The organism is Citrobacter koseri ATCC BAA-895 (assembly GCF_000018045.1).
GTDB classification, from domain to species: Bacteria; Pseudomonadota; Gammaproteobacteria; order Enterobacterales; family Enterobacteriaceae; genus Citrobacter_B; species Citrobacter_B koseri.
The window spans coordinates 4,313,539-4,332,022 of record NC_009792.1; the positions used below are offsets into that span (position 1 = coordinate 4,313,539).

14 protein-coding genes, 2 tRNA genes and 4 rRNA genes are annotated in these 18,484 nt (G+C 52.3%); 7 read left to right on the forward strand and 13 right to left on the reverse strand.

What is annotated here, in order from left to right:
- Position 1 precedes the first annotated feature (1 nt).
- The 6 genes from CKO_RS19945 (at position 2) to CKO_RS19970 (ending at position 8,195) form a co-directional block, all read left to right on the forward strand.
- Entirely contained in the window at positions 2-3,115 is a 3,114-nt protein-coding gene (locus CKO_RS19945; protein ID WP_012135402.1) for an efflux RND transporter permease subunit, read from the forward strand.
- 269 nt (positions 3,116-3,384) lie between these two features.
- Positions 3,385-3,606, forward strand: a complete 222-nt coding sequence (locus tag CKO_RS19950; RefSeq protein ID WP_012135403.1) for a putative periplasmic lipoprotein — start codon at positions 3,385-3,387, stop codon at positions 3,604-3,606.
- Between the two features lie 433 nt (positions 3,607-4,039).
- Entirely contained in the window at positions 4,040-5,065 is a 1,026-nt protein-coding gene (locus CKO_RS19955) for an amino acid ABC transporter substrate-binding protein (RefSeq protein ID WP_012135405.1), read from the forward strand.
- 69 nt (positions 5,066-5,134) lie between these two features.
- Entirely contained in the window at positions 5,135-6,316 is a 1,182-nt protein-coding gene (locus tag CKO_RS19960; RefSeq protein WP_012135406.1) for an amino acid ABC transporter permease, read from the forward strand.
- 9 nt (positions 6,317-6,325) lie between these two features.
- Entirely contained in the window at positions 6,326-7,429 is a 1,104-nt protein-coding gene (locus tag CKO_RS19965) for an amino acid ABC transporter permease (protein WP_024130997.1), read from the forward strand.
- 7 nt (positions 7,430-7,436) lie between these two features.
- On the forward strand, positions 7,437-8,195 hold the full coding sequence (locus CKO_RS19970; RefSeq protein WP_012135408.1) for an amino acid ABC transporter ATP-binding protein: 759 nt from the start codon (positions 7,437-7,439) through the stop codon (positions 8,193-8,195).
- A 130-nt stretch (positions 8,196-8,325) separates the two neighbouring features.
- On the opposite strand, the gene rrf (CKO_RS19975) is transcribed toward CKO_RS19970, so the two are convergent.
- The 7 genes from rrf (CKO_RS19975) to CKO_RS20005 form a co-directional block, all read right to left on the reverse strand.
- Positions 8,326-8,441: ribosomal RNA gene (gene rrf, locus CKO_RS19975) — 5S ribosomal RNA — on the reverse strand.
- 40 nt (positions 8,442-8,481) lie between these two features.
- Positions 8,482-8,557, reverse strand: a tRNA-Thr gene (locus tag CKO_RS19980).
- 14 nt (positions 8,558-8,571) lie between these two features.
- Positions 8,572-8,687, reverse strand: a 5S ribosomal RNA gene (gene rrf, locus CKO_RS19985).
- Between the two features lie 94 nt (positions 8,688-8,781).
- Positions 8,782-11,686: ribosomal RNA gene (locus tag CKO_RS19990) — 23S ribosomal RNA — on the reverse strand.
- A 187-nt stretch (positions 11,687-11,873) separates the two neighbouring features.
- A tRNA-Glu gene (locus CKO_RS19995) sits at positions 11,874-11,949 on the reverse strand.
- Between the two features lie 85 nt (positions 11,950-12,034).
- Positions 12,035-13,576 (reverse strand): 16S ribosomal RNA (locus tag CKO_RS20000).
- Together the 16S, 23S and 5S rRNA genes with 2 tRNA genes alongside form the textbook arrangement of a ribosomal RNA operon.
- A gap of 155 nt (positions 13,577-13,731) precedes the next feature.
- Entirely contained in the window at positions 13,732-14,046 is a 315-nt protein-coding gene (locus CKO_RS20005; RefSeq protein ID WP_012135409.1) for a hypothetical protein, read from the reverse strand.
- On the opposite strand from CKO_RS20005, the gene CKO_RS20010 reads away from it, so the two are divergent.
- Positions 14,045-14,599 (forward strand): gamma carbonic anhydrase family protein, encoded by a 555-nt coding sequence (locus CKO_RS20010; RefSeq protein WP_012135410.1) that lies wholly within the window; start codon positions 14,045-14,047, stop codon positions 14,597-14,599. The genes CKO_RS20005 and CKO_RS20010 overlap by 2 nt on opposite strands.
- Here CKO_RS20010 and CKO_RS20015 read toward each other — a convergent pair.
- Genes CKO_RS20015 through dprA form a run of 6 tightly spaced genes read right to left on the reverse strand, consistent with a single transcriptional unit; the run spans position 14,575 to position 18,367 of the window.
- The gene (locus CKO_RS20015) at positions 14,575-14,832 is read right to left on the reverse strand and encodes a DUF1488 family protein (RefSeq protein ID WP_012135411.1); all 258 of its coding nucleotides are present in this window, start codon (positions 14,830-14,832) and stop codon (positions 14,575-14,577) included. The two genes, CKO_RS20010 and CKO_RS20015, sit on opposite strands and share 25 nt — an antisense overlap.
- The gene (gene aroE, locus CKO_RS20020) at positions 14,829-15,647 is read right to left on the reverse strand and encodes a shikimate dehydrogenase (RefSeq protein WP_012135412.1); all 819 of its coding nucleotides are present in this window, start codon (positions 15,645-15,647) and stop codon (positions 14,829-14,831) included. The genes CKO_RS20015 and aroE overlap by 4 nt, the downstream gene beginning before the upstream one ends.
- A 4-nt stretch (positions 15,648-15,651) precedes the next feature.
- Complete coding sequence (gene tsaC, locus CKO_RS20025; protein ID WP_024130998.1) at positions 15,652-16,224, reverse strand: L-threonylcarbamoyladenylate synthase type 1 TsaC; 573 nt, start codon at positions 16,222-16,224, stop codon at positions 15,652-15,654.
- A complete protein-coding gene (locus CKO_RS20030; protein WP_012135414.1) occupies positions 16,217-16,771 on the reverse strand; it encodes a DNA topoisomerase family protein in 555 nt (184 codons plus the stop codon). Before CKO_RS20030 ends, tsaC begins: the two co-directional genes overlap by 8 nt.
- Positions 16,772-16,797: 26 nt before the next feature.
- Positions 16,798-17,271: a DUF494 family protein Smg gene (smg, locus tag CKO_RS20035; protein ID WP_024130999.1), complete on the reverse strand. Its 474-nt coding sequence runs from the start codon at positions 17,269-17,271 to the stop codon at positions 16,798-16,800.
- A complete protein-coding gene (gene dprA / locus CKO_RS20040; RefSeq protein ID WP_024131000.1) occupies positions 17,243-18,367 on the reverse strand; it encodes a DNA-protecting protein DprA in 1,125 nt (374 codons plus the stop codon). The genes smg and dprA overlap by 29 nt, the downstream gene beginning before the upstream one ends.
- Positions 18,368-18,484: the final 117 nt, after the last annotated feature.

Consider the following 18,484-nt stretch of genomic DNA (forward strand, 5'->3'; position numbering starts at 1 on the left):
CATGGCAAACTTTTTTATTAATCGCCCGATTTTTGCCTGGGTTCTGGCCATCATTCTCATGATGGCTGGCGCCCTGGCGATCATGCAGCTGCCCGTTGCGCAGTACCCGACCATCGCGCCGCCCGCCGTTGCGATTTCCGCAACCTATCCGGGAGCGGACGCGCAAACGGTGCAGGATACCGTAACGCAGGTTATCGAACAGAATATGAACGGTATCGATAACCTGATGTATATGTCGTCCACCAGCGACTCGTCCGGTAGCGTAACCATTACGTTGACGTTCCAGTCCGGCACCGACCCGGATATCGCACAGGTTCAGGTACAAAATAAACTGCAACTGGCCATGCCTTTGTTGCCGCAAGAAGTACAGCAGCAAGGTATCAGCGTCGAGAAATCAAGCAGTAGCTTCCTTCTGGTGGCCGGTTTTGTTTCCGACAATAAGAACCTGACGCAGGATGATATTTCCGATTATGTGGCATCTAACGTTAAAGATACCATCAGCCGGACATCCGGCGTCGGCGACGTCCAACTGTTTGGCGCACAGTACGCGATGCGTATCTGGCTCGACAGCAATGCGTTAAACAAATACCAACTGACGCCGTTAGATGTTATTAACCAGCTGAAAACGCAGAACAACCAGATTGCCGCAGGCCAACTGGGCGGGACGCCTTCCATCCCGGGACAGCAGCTTAACGCTTCTATCATCGCGCAAACACGCCTGAAAACGCCTGAAGAGTTTGGCCGCATCACGCTGAAAGTGAATCAGGATGGTTCGATGGTCCATCTTAAAGATGTGGCCCGCATCGAACTTGGCGGCGAAAACTACAACATGGTGACGAAGATTAATGGCCAGGCGGCGACAGGCCTGGGTATTAAGCTGGCAACCGGCGCGAACGCGCTGGATACGGCAGCGGCCATTAAAGCGAAGCTTGCGGAACTACAGCCGTTCTTCCCGCAAGGGTTGAAAGTGGTCTACCCGTATGACACTACGCCGTTTGTGAAAATATCGATTCATGAAGTGGTGAAAACGCTGTTTGAAGCGATCATCCTCGTTTTCCTGGTCATGTATCTTTTCCTGCAAAACATACGTGCGACGTTGATACCGACCATTGCGGTACCGGTTGTACTGCTGGGTACATTCGCCATCCTGGCGGCGTTCGGTTTCTCTATTAATACGTTAACAATGTTCGGGATGGTGCTCGCCATCGGCTTGCTGGTCGATGACGCTATCGTCGTCGTGGAAAACGTCGAACGCGTGATGGTGGAAGAAAAGCTACCGCCCAAAGAAGCGACCCAGAAATCAATGTCGCAGATTCAGGGCGCGCTGGTGGGGATCGCGATGGTGCTTTCCGCCGTATTTGTGCCGATGGCCTTCTTTGGCGGCTCAACCGGCGCGATTTACCGCCAGTTCTCGCTGACTATCGTTTCTGCAATGGCGCTTTCTGTACTGGTTGCGCTCATCCTGACGCCTGCGCTTTGCGCCACGCTGCTTAAGCCTGCGTCTGCCGATCACCATGAAAAGAAAGGTGGCTTCTTCGGGTGGTTTAACACGCTGTTTGAGAAAAGCGTCGGGCATTACAGTAACAGCGTCAGCGGTATTTTGCGCAAGACCGGGCGTTATTTGCTGCTGTATGTCCTTATCGTCGGCGGCATGGCCATTTTGTTCCTGCGCTTACCCACCTCCTTCCTGCCAGAAGAAGATCAGGGCGTATTCATGACGATGGTGCAGTTACCGGCTGGCGCGACGCAGACGCGTACGCAGCAGGTGCTGGATCAGATTCAGAACTACTATCTGAACCAGGAAAAAGCCAACGTTGAATCCGTCTTTACCGTGAATGGTTTTAGCTTTAGCGGACAGGGGCAGAACTCCGGTATTGTCTTTATTAGCCTGAAGCCCTGGGAAGAACGCCCCGGCGAAGAAAATGGCGTAGAAGCGATCGTTGCCCGCGCAACCAGGGCATTCAGCCAGATAAAGGATGGTCTTGTCTTCCCGTTCAACCTGCCCGCGATTATTGAGCTGGGTACGGCAACGGGGTTTGACTTTGAACTGATCGATCAGGCGAACCTGGGTCACACGGAACTCACCAAAGCCCGGAACCAGTTGCTGGGTATGATAAAAGAGCATCCCGACCTGCTGGTTCGTGTACGCCCTAACGGACTGGAAGATACGCCACAGTTCAAGCTGGATGTCGATCAGGAAAAAGCACAGGCCCTGGGAGTCAGCCTGTCAGACATCAACCAGACGATTTCCACCGCGCTTGGCGGTACGTACGTGAATGATTTCATCGATCATGGACGAGTGAAGAAAGTCTATGTCCAGGCGGATGCGCCGTTCCGCATGTTGCCCGGTGACATCAACAATCTGTATGTCCGTAGCGCAAACGGTGAAATGGTTCCGTTCTCCACCTTCAGTTCGGCACGGTGGATTTACGGCTCACCACGTCTGGAACGCTACAACGGTATGCCTTCAATGGAGCTGTTGGGTGAAGCGGCGCCCGGCAGAAGTACCGGGGAAGCGATGGCATTAATGGAAAGCCTGGCGGCAAAATTACCGAACGGTATTGGTCATGACTGGACTGGCATGTCGTATCAGGAGCGCCTCTCCGGCAACCAGGCTCCAGCGTTGTATGCAATCTCACTGATTGTGGTCTTCCTTTGCCTGGCTGCATTGTATGAAAGCTGGTCCATTCCGTTCTCCGTTATGCTCGTCGTACCGCTCGGCGTGGTCGGCGCATTGCTGGCCGCCTCGCTTCGCGGACTGAATAACGACGTTTACTTCCAGGTTGGCCTGCTCACAACCATTGGTCTTTCTGCTAAAAACGCCATCCTGATTGTAGAGTTTGCCAAAGATCTGATGGAGAAAGAGGGACGAGGGTTGATTGAGGCAACGCTTGAAGCGTCGCGTATGCGTTTACGCCCAATCCTGATGACATCTCTGGCGTTCATCCTCGGCGTTATGCCGCTGGTTATCAGTCATGGCGCAGGCAGTGGCGCGCAAAATGCGGTGGGAACGGGGGTTATGGGAGGAATGCTGACGGCGACATTGCTGGCAATCTTCTTCGTTCCGGTCTTCTTTGTGGTCGTGAGACGTCGTTTTAACCGGCATCATGATTAACCACTAAAATTACGGCGCCCTCGGGCGCCTTTTTCCAAAATAATTATCCATTTATGTATTAAAAAGATAGTCATTTATTTTCCCTGCTATTTACCAGACATGCACCGCTTAGCCATCCTTTTCTCCATTATTTTTACAATCCACATGAATTGAAATTATTCCATATGCGGGTGCCTTTTTAAGGCGTGATAAAATAGCGCCGGGTTCGCAGCTAGCGGAGCATTCGACTTTGCTGGATGTAGCGAAACGTTTATTTTTGAGGTAACACCATGAAAAGATTAATTCCTGTTGCATTGCTCACAACCTTGCTGGCGGGGTGTGCGCATGACTCTCCTTGCGTTCCGGTTTATGACGACCAGGGTCGTCTGGTTCATACCAATACCTGTATGAAGGGCACCACGCAAGATAACTGGGAAACAGCGGGGGCGATTGCCGGTGGCGCAGCCGCTGTCGCAGGCCTGACGCTGGGGATTGTTGCCCTGACGAAATAGGTTTTATTAAAAGCGCGGCAACCCGCGCTTTTAATATAAGACAAAGCTCTGGACAATCGATTTATTATTAATCATCAATTATAGATTTCTCTCACATATCTACTCTATAAGATTGGCGCTTTTCATTATTCTGTCTTAGTGAAACTGCATTTATCATACTTATCCTGCCGATATTAACGGGCGAAATCGTTATTCCGCACAGCGCCCGTAAATTTAAATATTTTGCTCCAAAATGTGGCTTACGTTTCATTTTCGCACCATTTCAGGGCGCTGCATTTATTTTTTCCTGTCTACACTCTGCATATTGCGTCGAGCATTCGTTCGCAAAACCTGGCACTACCTTTGCTTAAAAGAGTATGGCCAAAGCCACAGACAGGTAAAGACGTTCCAGAACGTCTCTCTATAACGATAATTTCTCCACACAGGATGCATTATGAAAAAGATGATGATAGCCAGCCTGGCTGCGGTCGGCGTGCTGCTTGCTGTTGCAAATCAGGCGCATGCTGGCGCAACACTGGATGCCGTAAAGAAAAAAGGATTCGTACAATGTGGGATCAGTGACGGCCTGCCTGGTTTTTCTTATGCAGATGCAAGCGGTAAATTCACGGGTATTGACGTCGATGTTTGTCGTGGCGTTGCCGCAGCCGTCTTTGGCGATGATACAAAAGTAAAATATACCCCACTCACTGCAAAGGAACGCTTCACCGCCTTGCAATCCGGCGAAGTCGATCTGTTATCCCGTAATACAACCTGGACCTCTTCACGCGACGCAGGTATGGGCATGTCATTCACTGGCGTGACGTATTACGACGGGATTGGTTTCCTGACGCATAACAAAGCGGGGTTAAAAAGCGCTAAAGAGCTGGACGGCGCCACCGTCTGTATACAGGCAGGCACGGATACCGAACTGAACGTGGCCGATTACTTTAAAGCCAACAAAATGAAATACACCCCGGTCACTTTTGATCGCTCTGATGAGTCAGCCAAAGCGCTGGAATCGGGCCGCTGTGACACGCTGGCTTCTGACCAGTCTCAGTTATATGCCCTGCGAATCAAGCTGAGCGACCCTGCCGAATGGATCGTCTTGCCTGAAGTCATCTCAAAAGAGCCTCTGGGCCCCGTTGTGCGCCGTGGTGATGATGAGTGGTTCTCTGTCGTCCGCTGGACGCTGTTCGCTATGCTGAATGCTGAAGAAATGGGGATTAACTCGCAGAACGTAGATGAGAAAGCGGCGAATCCGGCAACACCGGACATGGCGCATTTGTTGGGCAAAGAAGGAGATTACGGTAAGGATCTGAAACTGGATAACAAATGGGCCTACAACATCATTAAACAGGTTGGTAACTACGCGGAGATCTTTGAACGTAACGTGGGATCGGAAAGCCCGCTGAAGATCAAACGAGGCCAGAACAATCTCTGGAATAACGGCGGCATTCAGTACGCACCACCCGTACGCTAAGCCGTTGTGATGTAACGGGCGCCGCACCTGTGGCGCTCAGCCCAGAGTTATGGTTACCGAGGTTTTCTTATGTCCCATCGCCGCTCAACCGTAAAAGGAATACTCTCCTTTTCTAACCCTGCGGTCCGCGCCTGGTTATTTCAAATACTCGCCGTTATTGCGGTTGTCAGTGTTGCGGTCTATTTAATTCATAATACGATTAACAATCTGAGCAGCCGGGGGATTACCTCAGGATTCGCGTTTCTCGATCGCAGCGCCGGGTTTGGTATTGTTCAGCACCTGATCGACTACGAGCAAGGGGATACATACGGCCGCGTCTTTCTGGTCGGCTTGCTCAATACCCTGTTGGTCTCCGCACTGTGTATTGTTTTTGCGTCATTTTTAGGTTTTTTCCTCGGCCTTGCACGCCTGTCGGATAACTGGTTATTGCGTAAGTTATCGACCATTTACATCGAAACCTTTCGCAATATTCCGCCATTGCTGCAAATCTTCTTCTGGTACTTTGCCGTCCTGCGTAATTTACCCGGGCCACGGCAGGCGGTCAGCGCGCTGGATTTGGTTTTTCTGAGTAATCGGGGACTCTATATTCCGGCACCACAGCTGGGTGAAGGCGTTATCGCTTTTTGTGTGGCAATCCTTCTGGCGATCGTCATCTCCACCGGGCTCTTTCGCTTCAATAAAACGCACCAGATTAAGACGGGGCAATTGCGCCGAACATGGCCTACAGCGTTGGCGCTCATCGTGCTATTGCCGGCTGTCGCTCAGTGGCTATTTGGCGCGGCGCTACACTGGGATGTGCCTGAGTTACGCGGGTTTAACTTCCGGGGAGGAATGGCATTAATTCCAGAACTGGCTGCGTTGACGCTGGCGCTTTCGGTATACACCTCGGCATTTATTGCTGAGATCATCCGTTCCGGTATCCAGGCGGTTCCCCACGGCCAGCATGAAGCCGCGCGTTCACTGGGCCTCCCTAATCCGGTAACGCTGCGTCAGGTCATCATTCCCCAGGCACTGCGCGTGATCATTCCTCCATTGACCAGCCAGTATCTGAATATCGTGAAGAACTCATCGCTTGCCGCCGCTATCGGCTACCCGGATATGGTTTCCCTGTTTGCCGGAACGGTACTGAACCAGACGGGTCAGGCCATTGAAACCATCGCCATCACCATGTCGGTATATCTGATCATCAGCCTCAGTATTTCCCTGCTGATGAATATTTATAACCGCCGTATCGCCCTGATTGAGCGCTAAGGAACCATGATGACAAAAGCTCTTCTGTCTCATCCCATGCGCCCGGCCAATAACGGCGCAGGTCGCATAATTTTGTGGGTACGTAAAAATCTCTTTTCCAGTTGGTCCAATAGCCTGCTAACCCTTTTTTGTCTGTGGCTCATGTGGATACTCATTCCCCCCTTGCTGAACTGGGCGTTTCTACAGGCTAACTGGGTGGGTTCGACGCGTGCTGATTGCACGAAAGCGGGTGCCTGCTGGGTATTTATCCACGAACGTTTTGGTCAGTTTATGTATGGGCTTTATCCACATGACCAACGCTGGCGCATCAACCTGGCATTACTCGTTGGTCTGGCCTCCATTGTGCCGATGTTCTGGAAAGCAATGCCCCGTCGCGGGCGCTACATCGCCGCATGGGCGGTTATCTATCCTATTGTTGTCTGGTGGCTGATGTATGGCGGTTTCTTCGGGCTGGAGCGGGTAGAAACGCGGCAATGGGGAGGATTAACGCTCACGTTGATCATCGCTTCCGTCGGTATTGCGGGTGCCCTTCCTCTGGGAATTTTGCTGGCGCTGGGCCGTCGCTCTCATATGCCGATCGTTCGGATGCTCTCCGTTATCTTTATCGAGTTCTGGCGAGGCGTACCGTTAATCACCGTGCTGTTTATGTCTTCGGTCATGCTGCCGCTGTTTATGTCGGAAGGAACCAGTATCGACAAACTTATCCGGGCGCTGGTCGGGGTGATCCTTTTTCAGTCTGCCTACGTCGCAGAGGTCGTACGCGGAGGGTTACAGGCATTACCGAAAGGGCAGTATGAGGCCGCGGAATCTCTGGCGCTCGGGTACTGGAAAACCCAGGGACTGGTCATTCTCCCCCAGGCGTTGAAGCTGGTAATCCCGGGTCTGGTGAACACCATTATCGCCCTGTTTAAAGATACCAGCCTGGTGATCATTATCGGTTTATTTGACCTTTTCAGTAGCGTTCAGCAAGCAACTGTTGACCCTGCATGGCTGGGGATGTCGACCGAAGGGTATGTTTTTGCCGCACTGATTTACTGGATTTTCTGCTTCAGCATGTCGCGTTACAGCCAGCATCTGGAGAAACGTTTTAACACCGGGCGTACGCCGCACTGAGGATTTTATGAGCCAATTATTAATTCAACCTGCCGACGCGATGATCACGCTGGAAAACGTCAATAAATGGTACGGTCAGTTTCATGTTCTGAAAGACATTAATCTGAACGTGAAACAGGGGGAGCGTATCGTGCTGTGTGGCCCTTCCGGCTCGGGTAAATCCACGACCATTCGCTGTATTAATCATCTGGAGGAACATCAACAAGGGCGTATTGTGGTAGACGGTATTGAACTCAATGAAGACATTCGCAATATCGAGCGGGTAAGACAGGAAGTCGGTATGGTGTTCCAGCACTTCAACCTCTTCCCACATCTGACGGTACTGCAAAACTGTACTCTGGCGCCGATTTGGGTGCGGAAGATGCCAAAGAAAGAAGCTGAAGCACTGGCGATGCATTACCTGGAACGTGTGCGCATCGCTGAGCACGCCCATAAGTTTCCAGGGCAGATTTCCGGCGGGCAACAGCAGCGCGTGGCCATTGCACGTTCGCTATGCATGAAGCCCAAAATTATGCTGTTTGATGAACCGACTTCCGCGCTGGATCCTGAGATGGTGAAAGAGGTGCTGGATACCATGATTGGTCTGGCACAGTCCGGGATGACAATGCTTTGCGTCACCCACGAAATGGGCTTTGCCCGAACGGTAGCAGACAGGGTGATCTTTATGGATCGCGGTGAAATTGTTGAGCAGGCGCCACCGGAAGAGTTTTTTGCCCATCCTAAATCAGAGCGTACCCGGGCGTTTTTGTCTCAAGTCATTCACTAACTGTCCGGTGGCGCTGCGCTTATCTGGTGGAACGTGAGCCGGATAAGGCACCGCCGCCATCCGGCAGTTCTCAGGGCGCGTAAACGCAAAAAGGCCCGGTCTTTCGACCGGGCCCTTCGCTTGATTTGATGTCTGGCAGTTCCCTACTCTCGCATGGGGAGACCCCACACTACCATCGGCGCTACGGCGTTTCACTTCTGAGTTCGGCATGGGGTCAGGTGGGACCACCGCGCTACGGCCGCCAGACAAATTCTTTTCTAAAGCGCCGAACTTTAACCATATTAAGTGGTGCTGATACCCAGAGTCGAACTGGGGACCTCACCCTTACCAAGGGTGCGCTCTACCAACTGAGCCATATCAGCACGCTAAATTTGATGCCTGGCAGTTCCCTACTCTCGCATGGGGAGACCCCACACTACCATCGGCGCTACGGCGTTTCACTTCTGAGTTCGGCATGGGGTCAGGTGGGACCACCGCGCTACGGCCGCCAGGCAAATTCTGTTCGTCTAATGCCTCTCGCATTAAACACTAATCTGTATCAGGCTGAAAATCGTCTCTCAAATCGCCAAAACATCTTCGGCGTTGTAAGGTTAAGCCTCACGGTTCATTAGTACCGGTTAGCTCAACGCATCGCTGCGCTTACACACCCGGCCTATCAACGTCGTCGTCTTCAACGTTCCTTCAGGACTCTCAAGGAGTCAGGGAGAACTCATCTCGGGGCAAGTTTCGTGCTTAGATGCTTTCAGCACTTATCTCTTCCGCATTTAGCTACCGGGCAGTGCCATTGGCATGACAACCCGAACACCAGTGATGCGTCCACTCCGGTCCTCTCGTACTAGGAGCAGCCCCCCTCAGTTCTCCAGCGCCCACGGCAGATAGGGACCGAACTGTCTCACGACGTTCTAAACCCAGCTCGCGTACCACTTTAAATGGCGAACAGCCATACCCTTGGGACCTACTTCAGCCCCAGGATGTGATGAGCCGACATCGAGGTGCCAAACACCGCCGTCGATATGAACTCTTGGGCGGTATCAGCCTGTTATCCCCGGAGTACCTTTTATCCGTTGAGCGATGGCCCTTCCATTCAGAACCACCGGATCACTATGACCTGCTTTCGCACCTGCTCGCGCCGTCACGCTCGCAGTCAAGCCAGCTTATGCCATTGCACTAACCTCCTGATGTCCGACCAGGATTAGCTGACCTTCGTGCTCCTCCGTTACTCTTTAGGAGGAGACCGCCCCAGTCAAACTACCCACCAGACACTGTCCGCAACCCGGATTACGGGCCCACGTTAGAACACCAGCCATTAAAGGGTGGTATTTCAAGGGCGGCTCCATGCAGACTGGCGTCCACACTTCAAAGCCTCCCACCTATCCTACACATCAAGGACCAGTGTTCAGTGTCAAGCTATAGTAAAGGTTCACGGGGTCTTTCCGTCTTGCCGCGGGTACACTGCATCTTCACAGCGAGTTCAATTTCACTGAGTCTCGGGTGGAGACAGCCTGGCCATCATTACGCCATTCGTGCAGGTCGGAACTTACCCGACAAGGAATTTCGCTACCTTAGGACCGTTATAGTTACGGCCGCCGTTTACCGGGGCTTCGATCAAGAGCTTCTCCGCGAGGATAACCCCATCAATTAACCTTCCGGCACCGGGCAGGCGTCACACCGTATACGTCCACTTTCGTGTTTGCACAGTGCTGTGTTTTTAATAAACAGTTGCAGCCAGCTGGTATCTTCGACTGATTTCAGCTCCATGGGTAAACCACTTCACCTACATATCAGCGTGCCTTCTCCCGAAGTTACGGCACCATTTTGCCTAGTTCCTTCACCCGAGTTCTCTCAAGCGCCTTGGTATTCTCTACCTGACCACCTGTGTCGGTTTGGGGTACGATTTCGTGTTACCTGATGCTTAGAGGCTTTTCCTGGAAGCAGGGCATTTGTCACTTCAGCACCGTAGTGCCTCGTCATCACGCCTCAGTGTTAAAGTGCACCGGATTTGCCTGGAGCACACACCTACACGCTTAAACCGGGACAACCGTCGCCCGGCCGACATAGCCTTCTCCGTCCCCCCTTCGCAGTAACACCAAGTACAGGAATATTAACCTGTTTCCCATCGACTACGCCTTTCGGCCTCGCCTTAGGGGTCGACTCACCCTGCCCCGATTAACGTTGGACAGGAACCCTTGGTCTTCCGGCGAGCGGGCTTTTCACCCGCTTTATCGTTACTTATGTCAGCATTCGCACTTCTGATACCTCCAGCATGCCTCACAGCACACCTTCAACGGCTTACAGAACGCTCCCCTACCCAACAACACATAGTGTCGCTGCCGCAGCTTCGGTGCATGGTTTAGCCCCGTTACATCTTCCGCGCAGGCCGACTCGACCAGTGAGCTATTACGCTTTCTTTAAATGATGGCTGCTTCTAAGCCAACATCCTGGCTGTCTGGGCCTTCCCACATCGTTTCCCACTTAACCATGACTTTGGGACCTTAGCTGGCGGTCTGGGTTGTTTCCCTCTTCACGACGGACGTTAGCACCCGCCGTGTGTCTCCCGTGATAACATTCTCCGGTATTCGCAGTTTGCATCGGGTTGGTAAGCCGGGATGGCCCCCTAGCCGAAACAGTGCTCTACCCCCGGAGATGAGTTCACGAGGCGCTACCTAAATAGCTTTCGGGGAGAACCAGCTATCTCCCGGTTTGATTGGCCTTTCACCCCCAGCCACAGGTCATCCGCTAATTTTTCAACATTAGTCGGTTCGGTCCTCCAGTTAGTGTTACCCAACCTTCAACCTGCCCATGGCTAGATCACCGGGTTTCGGGTCTATACCCTGCAACTTAACGCCCAGTTAAGACTCGGTTTCCCTTCGGCTCCCCTATTCGGTTAACCTTGCTACAGAATATAAGTCGCTGACCCATTATACAAAAGGTACGCAGTCACCCCATAAAGAGGCTCCCACTGCTTGTACGTACACGGTTTCAGGTTCTTTTTCACTCCCCTCGCCGGGGTTCTTTTCGCCTTTCCCTCACGGTACTGGTTCACTATCGGTCAGTCAGGAGTATTTAGCCTTGGAGGATGGTCCCCCCATATTCAGACAGGATACCACGTGTCCCGCCCTACTCATCGAGCTCACAGCCTGTGCGTTTTCGTGTACGGGACTTTCACCCTGTACCGTGCGACTTTCCAGACGCTTCCACTAACACACAAGCTGATTCAGGCTCTGGGCTCCTCCCCGTTCGCTCGCCGCTACTGGGGGAATCTCGGTTGATTTCTTTTCCTCGGGGTACTTAGATGTTTCAGTTCCCCCGGTTCGCCTCGTTAGCCTATGTATTCAGCTAACGATAGTGTGACGAATCACACTGGGTTTCCCCATTCGGACATCGCCGGGTCAAGGGTTCATATCACCTCGCCGGCGCTTTTCGCAGATTAGCACGTCCTTCATCGCCTCTGACTGCCAGGGCATCCACCGTGTACGCTTGGTCGCTTAACCTCACAACCCGAAGATGTTTCGTGAAACACTTCGTGTTGCGAAAATTTGAGAGACTCATACACACTTTACGTGTGTCGTTTCAATTTTCAGCTTGATCCAGATTTTTAAAGAGCAAATATCTCAAACGTCACCCGAAGATGAGTTTTGAGATATTAAGGCAGGTGACTTTCACTCACGAACCAGCAAGTGGCGTCCCCTAGGGGATTCGAACCCCTGTTACCGCCGTGAAAGGGCGGTGTCCTGGGCCTCTAGACGAAGGGGACACTGAAGTCTCAATCGCAAGACGCCTTGCTTCTTTCTTTTCATCAGACAATCTGTGTGGGCACTGCAAAGGCAGGTTCTTTCAGGTAAGGAGGTGATCCAACCGCAGGTTCCCCTACGGTTACCTTGTTACGACTTCACCCCAGTCATGAATCACAAAGTGGTAAGCGCCCTCCCGAAGGTTAAGCTACCTACTTCTTTTGCAACCCACTCCCATGGTGTGACGGGCGGTGTGTACAAGGCCCGGGAACGTATTCACCGTGGCATTCTGATCCACGATTACTAGCGATTCCGACTTCATGGAGTCGAGTTGCAGACTCCAATCCGGACTACGACATACTTTATGAGGTCCGCTTGCTCTCGCGAGGTCGCTTCTCTTTGTATATGCCATTGTAGCACGTGTGTAGCCCTGGTCGTAAGGGCCATGATGACTTGACGTCATCCCCACCTTCCTCCAGTTTATCACTGGCAGTCTCCTTTGAGTTCCCGGCCTAACCGCTGGCAACAAAGGATAAGGGTTGCGCTCGTTGCGGGACTTAACCCAACATTTCACAACACGAGCTGACGACAGCCATGCAGCACCTGTCTCACGGTTCCCGAAGGCACATTCTCATCTCTGAAAACTTCCGTGGATGTCAAGACCAGGTAAGGTTCTTCGCGTTGCATCGAATTAAACCACATGCTCCACCGCTTGTGCGGGCCCCCGTCAATTCATTTGAGTTTTAACCTTGCGGCCGTACTCCCCAGGCGGTCGACTTAACGCGTTAGCTCCGGAAGCCACGCCTCAAGGGCACAACCTCCAAGTCGACATCGTTTACGGCGTGGACTACCAGGGTATCTAATCCTGTTTGCTCCCCACGCTTTCGCACCTGAGCGTCAGTCTTCGTCCAGGGGGCCGCCTTCGCCACCGGTATTCCTCCAGATCTCTACGCATTTCACCGCTACACCTGGAATTCTACCCCCCTCTACGAGACTCAAGCCTGCCAGTATCAGATGCAGTTCCCAGGTTGAGCCCGGGGATTTCACATCTGACTTAACAGACCGCCTGCGTGCGCTTTACGCCCAGTAATTCCGATTAACGCTTGCACCCTCCGTATTACCGCGGCTGCTGGCACGGAGTTAGCCGGTGCTTCTTCTGCGGGTAACGTCAATTGCTGTGGTTATTAACCACAACACCTTCCTCCCCGCTGAAAGTACTTTACAACCCGAAGGCCTTCTTCATACACGCGGCATGGCTGCATCAGGCTTGCGCCCATTGTGCAATATTCCCCACTGCTGCCTCCCGTAGGAGTCTGGACCGTGTCTCAGTTCCAGTGTGGCTGGTCATCCTCTCAGACCAGCTAGGGATCGTCGCCTTGGTGAGCCGTTACCCCACCAACAAGCTAATCCCATCTGGGCACATCTGATGGCAAGAGGCCCGAAGGTCCCCCTCTTTGGTCTTGCGACGTTATGCGGTATTAGCTACCGTTTCCAGTAGTTATCCCCCTCCATCAGGCAGTTTCCCAGACATTACTCACCCGTCCGCCACTCGTCAGCAAAGCAGCAAGCTGCTTCCTGTTACCGTTCGACTTGCATGTGTTAGGCCTGCCGCCAGCGTTCAATCTGAGCCATGATCAAACTCTTCAATTTAAGTTTGATGCTCGTGAATTAAACTTCGTAATGAATTACGTGTTCACTCAGAGACTTGGTATTCATTTATTGTCCGAAGACATTAAGAATCCATGTCACTTTGAGTGCCCACACAGATTGTCTGATAAATTGTTAAAGAGCAGTTGCGACGCGCTTTAGCGCTCTGTCGCGAGGTGGCGTATATTACGCTTTCCTCTTTCAGAGTCAACCCCATTTTTCAGGATTTTTCTCTTCGTTGTTCCGACCATCTTGTGAAGCGTTTCACTTTGTCGTCTCAACGGAGGCGCATTATAGGGATCCCATTTTTTTGCACAAGCGTTTTTTGGATCTTTTTTGCTGAATGCCTGTTTTTTACCCCTTTCGCTACATTCCTGCGCAATTTGGCTGATTTTTGATACCTGAAACACTTGCGTAGCGCCAATAATCCAACCAAAGTCTTCATTACTGTTCTCTTTCGTTGAGGTGAACATGTCTGACGTATTACGTCCTTATAAGGATCTTTTCCCACAGATCGGGCAACGCGTGATGATCGATTCCAGTAGCGTCGTCATTGGCGATGTTCGTCTGGCTGATGACGTCGGGATCTGGCCGCTGGTCGTCATTCGTGGCGATGTGAACTATGTAGAGATTGGCGCCCGCTCAAATATCCAGGACGGCAGCGTGCTGCATGTGACGCACAAATCCACCACTAACCCGCAAGGTAATCCGCTTATTGTGGGTGAAGATGTCACTGTCGGGCATAAAGTCATGCTCCACGGCTGCACTATCGGCAACCGGGTTCTGGTTGGCATGGGGTCCATTCTGCTGGATGGCGCGGTAATAGAAGATGACGTCATGATCGGCGCTGGCAGCCTGGTGCCGCAAAACAAGCGCCTGGAAAGCGGCTATCTGTATCTGGGGAGTCCGGTGAAGCAGATCCGTCCGCTAAGTGATGAAGAGAAAGCCGGGCTACAGTACTCCGCAAATAACTATGTGAAATGGAAAGATGAATACCTGAGTCAGGACAGCCAGACCCAACCCTGATCGTCTTCCTGCTGGGACTGGATCAACGCTTCCGCTTCTTCTTCCAGATCCCAGCGATGTTCACAAAAGTCTGCCAACCACCGTTCTGGCGTATCGCCGCCAAAGCGATGCGCCAGCGTGGTTCCCTTGATAGCACACATTAACTGCATCCCATTCACCAGTGCGGGAAAGCTAACGGCCTCAAGGTCCGCGTCCCACTCTTCTCTGTCAGGAAACTGAATAGCCTGGTTCATGCCAACAGTTCCTGCTTCAGCGTTGCAATAACAGGTTCCACGTCAGGCAATACGCCATGCCAGAGAAAAACAGCATGCGCGGCTTGCCCCACCAGCATCCCCAAACCATCGGCATACCGCTTTGCCCCTTGCTCCGCACACCAGGCAAGGAACGGCGTATTTCCCTTTTGATAAAACATATCGTAGCAACAGACAGCAGGATGAATGAGCGATGACGGGATCGCGGGAATATCACCGCTAATTCCACTGGATGTCGCATTGATGATCAGATCGAATTCATGGCCTTCCAGCGCATCAAGACGAAGGGCCTGAACACTGCCGGTATGAGCGAATATTTGCGCCAGTTCTTCAGCACGGGAAGCGGTTCGGTTCGCAATAGTAACCGCACAATCCATTGATAGCAGCGGTAACAGTACGCCCCTAGAAGCCCCCCCTGCCCCAATCAGCAGGATGCGTAGCCCCGGACGAATGAAAGACAAACGTTCAAGATCGCTCAACAGGCCGATGCCGTCGGTGTTATCCCCCAGCAAGCGACCATCATCAAGGCGTTTCAGGGTATTCACCGCCCCGGCAAGCGCCGCACGCTCCGTCAGTTCATCTGCGCGTGCAAACGCTTCCTCTTTAAAAGGAACGGTAACGTTCGCCCCTTTCCCTCCTTGCGCAAAAAAGGCATTAAGGGTATTCACGAAATCATCAACCGGCGCCAGAACACGCCCATAGGGATGATCTATCTTCAGTTGCTGCGCAAACTGCTGATGAATAAATGGCGACTTGCTGTGCGCAATCGGGTTACCAAAAACGGCATAGGTTTCCATCGTATTACCCCTGTCGAAACAGCTCGCCCGTCAGGGCATCACGAATTTCAGAAGGATTCAGACGTCCTCCCGTTTCCCCCTCAACAACGGGGAAATCCGCGCCAAACTGCGCCCGTACTTCTTCGACCGTGCGGCAGGGAGGCAACCCTGTCAAATTCGCACTGGTGGAAACTAACGGTTTGCCATAAGCCTGGCACAATGAGACCACCAGCGGGTGATCCGTAACGCGAACCGCCAGCGAATCAAAACGTCCCGTCAACCAGCGCGGCGTTGTCGCCGGTGCAGGAAAAACAAACGTCACCGGGCCAGGCCAGCACGCAAAGATCGCTTCTCGTTGCGTATCTGTCAGCATGCTGTCATCAATATATGGCTTAAGCTGCTCAAAATTTGCCGCAATTAAAATGAGGCCTTTTTCAACCGGACGCTGTTTCAATTCAAGTAAGCGGTTGACCGCCGTTTCACTATCAGGATCGCACCCGACACCGAAAACAGCTTCTGTGGGATACGCGATGACACATTCTTTATGCAGTACCGCTACCGCTGCCGCGATAGCGTCTGTAGGCAGGTTATTATTCACTTTGTTGTTCCGCCGGAACCGGCTTTCCACATTGTTTACTGGCGCAAAAGTGCTTCACACCCTGCGCGGTTTTCTTTTCGATGAGTAGCGGATAGTGACATTCAGGACACTCTCCGGCTATCGGTTTGAAGTTAATGACAAACTGACATTCAGGATAGCGATCGCAGGAATGAAAGGTTTTACCATAACGGGAACGCCGTTGAACCAGATGACCTTTTTGGCACTGAGGGCAGGTAATGGCAGTTTCGTCTGGTTTGTCGATCAGTTCGGTATGGCCACACGCGGGGTAGTCACTGCAACCGATAAACATGCCGAACCGCCCCTGCCGCAATACCAGCTCCGCGCCACATGCCGGGCAAAACTTCCCCTCCAGAACTTTGACGATATGTCCGTCTGCTGACGATTTCAGCGGACGGACATAATCACATTCTGGATAGTGTGAGCAGCCGAGAAAAGGACCGTGTTTCCCGGAGCGAATAACAAGTTCAGCCCCGCACTGTGGGCAGGGCTCATTTTTATGCACCGTAAACAGTGCTGATTTAGCCATAACAACTCATGCTGAATGAAGATCGATTAATGCAGCATACCTTCATTCACTTCAAAGAGTAATTCTTCCATTTGCTGATACGCATTTTCACAACCCGGAATGTTAAATAAAACCATCAGGATCACCCACTTCAGGTCTTCCAGATCGAATTCTGCGGTATCCAGCGCGAGCACGCGTTCAATCACCATTTCTCGCGTTTCGAGGTTTAGCACCTGAATCTGCTCGAGGAATAACAGAAACCCCCGACAGCTGGCATCCAGTCGATTGCACTCCTCTGCCGTGTAAATACGTACGGAGAGCGGATCGGAAGCCAGTTGCATAGGTTCGGCGAGGCCTTCCTGATAATCAGCAAGCTTTTCCAGCCACAGTAGCGCGTTGTAGATGTCTTCACGGTCAAAGCCAGCGTCGGTAAGATCCCGTTCCAGTTTGTCCTGATCCACACGCAATTCAGCTTCGTTATGGATGTAAGTCTCAAACAAATACATTAGTACGTCGAACATGGCTTGCCCTCCTTAATCGGACATAGCCGCCGGGTACAGCTGCGATCCATCCTGCTAACTCCAGTTCGAGTAGCTGAGCCACTACCTCTGGCACAGGTTGGCCGGCACGTTCAGCGACGACGTCAACAGGTGTTACCTCATCTCCTACGTTAGCCAGGAGCATAGGAAATGGCAATGCTGCGACTTCCTGATCTGGTGAATAAAGTGAATTTTCGGCCTCATCTGGCAGCCAATGTAAGCCGTATTGCAAATTTTCCAGAATATCCTCTGGCGCCGTCACAAGAGTGGCGCCCTGTTTGATCAACCAATGCGGCCCTTCACTGCCAGGGCTGCCTATCGGCCCTGGCAAGGCAAAGACATCCCTCCCTTGCTCCAGCGCACAGCGCGCGGTAACCAAAGAGCCGCTTCGTAGTGCCGCTTCAACAACCAGCACGCCTTTGCTCAGGCCGCTAATGATGCGGTTTCGTCGGGGAAAATGGTGCGGTAAAGGGAACGTCGCTAATGGAAACTCCGACACCAGCGCGCCACCGGCGTCTATCAGCCCCTCAGCCAGCCGGGTATGTCGTCGGGGATGGATACTTCCCAGACCGTTGCCCAGCACAGCCACGCTTTTCCCGTTCGCGTTTAAGGCGGCTTTATGCGCAACGCCATCAACTCCTCTCGCCAGCCCGCTGGTAATCGTCACCCCTTTTACGGCAAGACTTTCACAGAACAAGCGCCCCCATCGCTCGCCATACCAGGAAGGTGTCCGGCTTCCTACGACGCCAAGCTGGAAGTTCTGGAGACATTCTGGATCACCCGCAACAAAAAAAGCGCCGGGATAATCTGCAATCGCATTCAACTGTGCCGGATAACGCGCGCTGCCGGCCAGAATCAAATGGTGATGAGGTTGCTCAAGCCAGTGCTGCGCGTCATCCAGCGCTTTTTGCGGGACGGTTAAAAAGCGTTCCGCTTGTCGGGACGTTAACCCTGCGTTCTGAAGCAAAGTCTTATCAATCTGACGCTGTTGTATGAGCAAATTCGCAATGCTCAACATTGCATCGCCATACAATTCACTCACATGCATCAAACGTAACCAAATTTCGGTACAGGTCATCCTTTATCCCCCTGCCACAAGCTGTCCTGGCAATCTTTGCGATTGGTCACTGATGCTGTCAATCGGAGGGGGTTTTGTCTAGAATAGAGGTAATAATCTTTCCAACTCCTGAACACA